The organism is Dehalococcoidales bacterium, from assembly GCA_028716225.1.
In the GTDB taxonomy this organism is placed as follows: domain Bacteria; phylum Chloroflexota; class Dehalococcoidia; order Dehalococcoidales; family UBA5760; genus UBA5760.
The window spans coordinates 1-2,620 of record JAQUQE010000150.1; the positions used below are offsets into that span (position 1 = coordinate 1).

General features: G+C 56.7%; 7 protein-coding genes. 5 read left to right on the forward strand and 2 right to left on the reverse strand.

The annotated features are described in order from the left end of the window. Window positions 1–476 (reverse strand): hypothetical protein (locus tag PHI12_15080; protein ID MDD5512107.1); only part of this gene is annotated, 476 nt, incomplete at its 3' end. Here PHI12_15080 and PHI12_15085 point away from each other — a divergent pair. Genes PHI12_15085 through PHI12_15105 form a run of 5 tightly spaced genes read left to right on the forward strand, consistent with a single transcriptional unit; the run spans window position 459 to window position 2,286 of the window. Continuing rightward, window positions 459–788 carry a hypothetical protein gene (locus tag PHI12_15085; protein MDD5512108.1) on the forward strand — a complete coding sequence of 110 codons (330 nt, stop codon included), beginning with the start codon at window positions 459–461 and terminating at the stop codon, window positions 786–788. The two genes, PHI12_15080 and PHI12_15085, sit on opposite strands and share 18 nt — an antisense overlap. 5 nt (window positions 789–793) lie before the next feature. After that, entirely contained in the window at window positions 794–1,429 is a 636-nt protein-coding gene (locus PHI12_15090) for a hypothetical protein (GenBank protein ID MDD5512109.1), read from the forward strand. A 4-nt stretch (window positions 1,430–1,433) separates the two neighbouring features. Further along, window positions 1,434–1,610, forward strand: coding sequence for a hypothetical protein (locus tag PHI12_15095; protein ID MDD5512110.1), 177 nt, complete (start codon window positions 1,434–1,436; stop codon window positions 1,608–1,610). An 11-nt stretch (window positions 1,611–1,621) separates the two neighbouring features. After that, window positions 1,622–1,825, forward strand: a complete 204-nt coding sequence (locus PHI12_15100; protein MDD5512111.1) for a hypothetical protein — start codon at window positions 1,622–1,624, stop codon at window positions 1,823–1,825. An 8-nt stretch (window positions 1,826–1,833) separates the two neighbouring features. Further along, on the forward strand, window positions 1,834–2,286 hold the full coding sequence (locus PHI12_15105) for a hypothetical protein (protein ID MDD5512112.1): 453 nt from the start codon (window positions 1,834–1,836) through the stop codon (window positions 2,284–2,286). On the opposite strand, the gene PHI12_15110 is transcribed toward PHI12_15105, so the two are convergent. After that, the coding region (locus PHI12_15110) for a transglutaminase domain-containing protein (GenBank protein ID MDD5512113.1) at window positions 2,280–2,620 on the reverse strand (341 nt) is incomplete at its 5' end. The genes PHI12_15105 and PHI12_15110 overlap by 7 nt on opposite strands.

The following is a 2,620-nucleotide window of genomic DNA, read 5'->3' on the forward strand; positions in this document are numbered from 1 at the left end:
CCTGCTTGGGCGGCACGTCGCTGAAGTGCCTGAACCATGCCTGGACCGAGGGAGGAGCGGCCTGCGCCGACAACCGATGCTCGGTCAAGCCCTGCCCCCAGATGTGCTACGGAGATGACCTGCTCATTGCAGCTCCCGTCCGGTGCGTCATGGACGGGGCAGAGAACGTTTGCCAGTATGTCACGGGTGTCCAGGACTATGGATATTGTAAGTACCCATCTCCAGGCACGATAGAGGTCTACATCAATGGCGTGCTGTATGACCGGACGAACCCCCCCATCTATCAGGGTATTGGGGAGGACGAGTGCCAGGTATGCAGTTGCGAACTTCCGGGAGCGTGCAATTACAATCTCTTCAGAGGGGTGGACCTGGACATCACCTTCAAGGTCCTTGACAACATGAACCGCCCGCTCCCTGGCTGCGACATCTATGTCAAATGGGAATGCCCAGGCGACATCATGGGCCTGAAGATACATGAGAACCCCCCACGCGGTCCTGAGTGGTGCGGGGATTATAAGGTCTTCAACAGCCAGCAGGATATGATACTATACACGGACGCGAACGGGTTTACCACTCCAGGAGACCTCTTCCTCACGCAGATAAAGAGCGGGAACGCGGGAGGGCTGTACCAGCTAAAGCTAACGTGCAACTTCCACGACCCCAGCAACATCCAGGCCCCGCTGCTCATGAAGTATACCTTTAACATAATGGGCATGGGTCCGTTCGGCGGCCTAGGTATGGAGACTTACAACACCTGCCAGTACAAAGAGTTCGAGCAGGAGAGCTGATTGATATGGGACTAATCGGTAGAGCATGGAACGACGAGCTGGGCAAGGAAGTGGACATCTATGATACGGCGAACTCCGTGCCCGATGATTATGTGGGAACGCATGTGGCCATCCCTGAGGAAATCGTTCCTTACAATGAGCGCTTCATCGGCGGTCTGGCCTATCTCCGGGAGGCGACCACGGGCTCGATACCCAGCATCTATCCCATGCCTGCATCGCATCCCACGTTCACGCCTGACGACATATTCTATCAGCAGCCGACCGGAGCATTGATACCGCTGCTCAAGCCCCTCCTGCCTTTCATCGTGCGCATCCTGGCCTGGGTGGCGCTCATGGTGGTGTGTATCGTGGTCGCGGTTACGTTGATGAATTATGGGCAGGACGTCACCGAATACACCAACCCAGACGACCCTGACGAGGTGTGCAAGCTCGTGACCATCCACACCTCGTTCTACGCCTACACCTACGACACCTGCACACAAGAGGTTGTGGACACGGCAGAGCTGCCTGGGGGTGGCGGCTCCATCAGCGACATAACCAATATGATACTCACCGCGGGCCTGGTCCTAGGTGGTGGCTACATCGCCATCAAGTACATCTTACCAGAGTTGATGAAGAAAAGAGACAACAAGGGTGGTTGAAACAATGCCGAAAGTATCGAAGACCGGAATGTCCATGAGCATGTACGAGATGAAGGCTCTGGGCTGTGTAGGTGCGGTCGTATTGACCGCACTGCTGTGGAACAGTGGATGGCAGAAGAGCGCTTCCCTAGCCGCGGGAGCGGCTGCTGTGCTTGGCCTTGATACCTACCTGGGGGCATGAGAATGGCCCTCATGAGCAGAAAGACCGTGAAATATGTGGCCCTCGGAGCGCTCGGTGCCCTGGTCTTCTATGGCCTATACACGATGTCCAAGCAGCCCACAGGTTCTCGCCCCATGGCCCCTCGCCCACGCATACCGACCGGAGCCTATCCTCAGAACCAGGATGTAGGTGCTAACCTTCGCTGGGCATACGTGAACGACATCGAGACCTACTGAGGGATTGTATGAGGCTGGTCGAGGCCGCTCTCCTAGCTATAGGCGCGGTCACCGTGGCCGCGGTCCTGAGCCGTAATGCAGGTGGCACCATAACAGAAGGGTGCATGTGCTCCGGGAACGATGCCATCTATCTGAAGTGCCCGGACGGCAAGTACATTACGGTCAAGAGATGCGATGGCTGCCAATATATCTACACCGACGAGACCTGCGAGGAAGGGTGCATACCAGGGCAGGTCATCCAACAATCGTGCGCTGACGGTGGCCTCATCAACTCTTATGGGTGTGTGAACAACGAGTGGGCACCGACCGATGAAGTATGCCCTGACGCACTGTGCACCCCGGACTCGGTCATCGAGGTGCGATGCGCCAATGGCAGCGTGATTGTCCGCTCCAGATGCACTGATGGTCAGTGGGTCTCCACCGGGCAGTCGTGCATCGAGGACGTGTCCTACTATCAGTAGAGCGCGTCCTCGGCCTTGTGCAGGTACTCGCAGCCATTTCTCCAAGAGATATAATAGTCCGCTTCGTAACCCAACGAGGCTCGGTTGTCCAATTTATAGACCATACCCAGCGTAGTCTCCACGAGCCACCATTGACCGCCCGAGTCCACTACCTCCACCCACATGTGGTAGCCCTCGGGCACGGAGCCGATGACCAAGCGCGTCCGATAGCCAATCGATTCCAGCATGGAGCCGACAAGCATGGAAGTATCTTCGCAGTTGTGTCCGATGATACCGTTCTTGAACACGAAGGAGTGTGTACCTTCCACAGTTATGTCCATGGCCCGGCCTTCTC

Excerpts from the sequence above, each read along its gene's own strand:
- PHI12_15085 (MDD5512108.1), top strand. The coding sequence starts at position 459 with ATGGGCCTGAAGATACATGAGAACCCCCCACGCGGTCCTGAGTGGTGC.
- PHI12_15090 (MDD5512109.1), top strand. The coding sequence starts at position 794 with ATGGGACTAATCGGTAGAGCATGGAACGACGAGCTGGGCAAGGAAGTG.
- PHI12_15095 (MDD5512110.1), top strand. The coding sequence starts at position 1,434 with ATGCCGAAAGTATCGAAGACCGGAATGTCCATGAGCATGTACGAGATG.
- PHI12_15100 (MDD5512111.1), top strand. The coding sequence starts at position 1,622 with ATGAGCAGAAAGACCGTGAAATATGTGGCCCTCGGAGCGCTCGGTGCC.
- PHI12_15105 (MDD5512112.1), top strand. The coding sequence starts at position 1,834 with ATGAGGCTGGTCGAGGCCGCTCTCCTAGCTATAGGCGCGGTCACCGTG.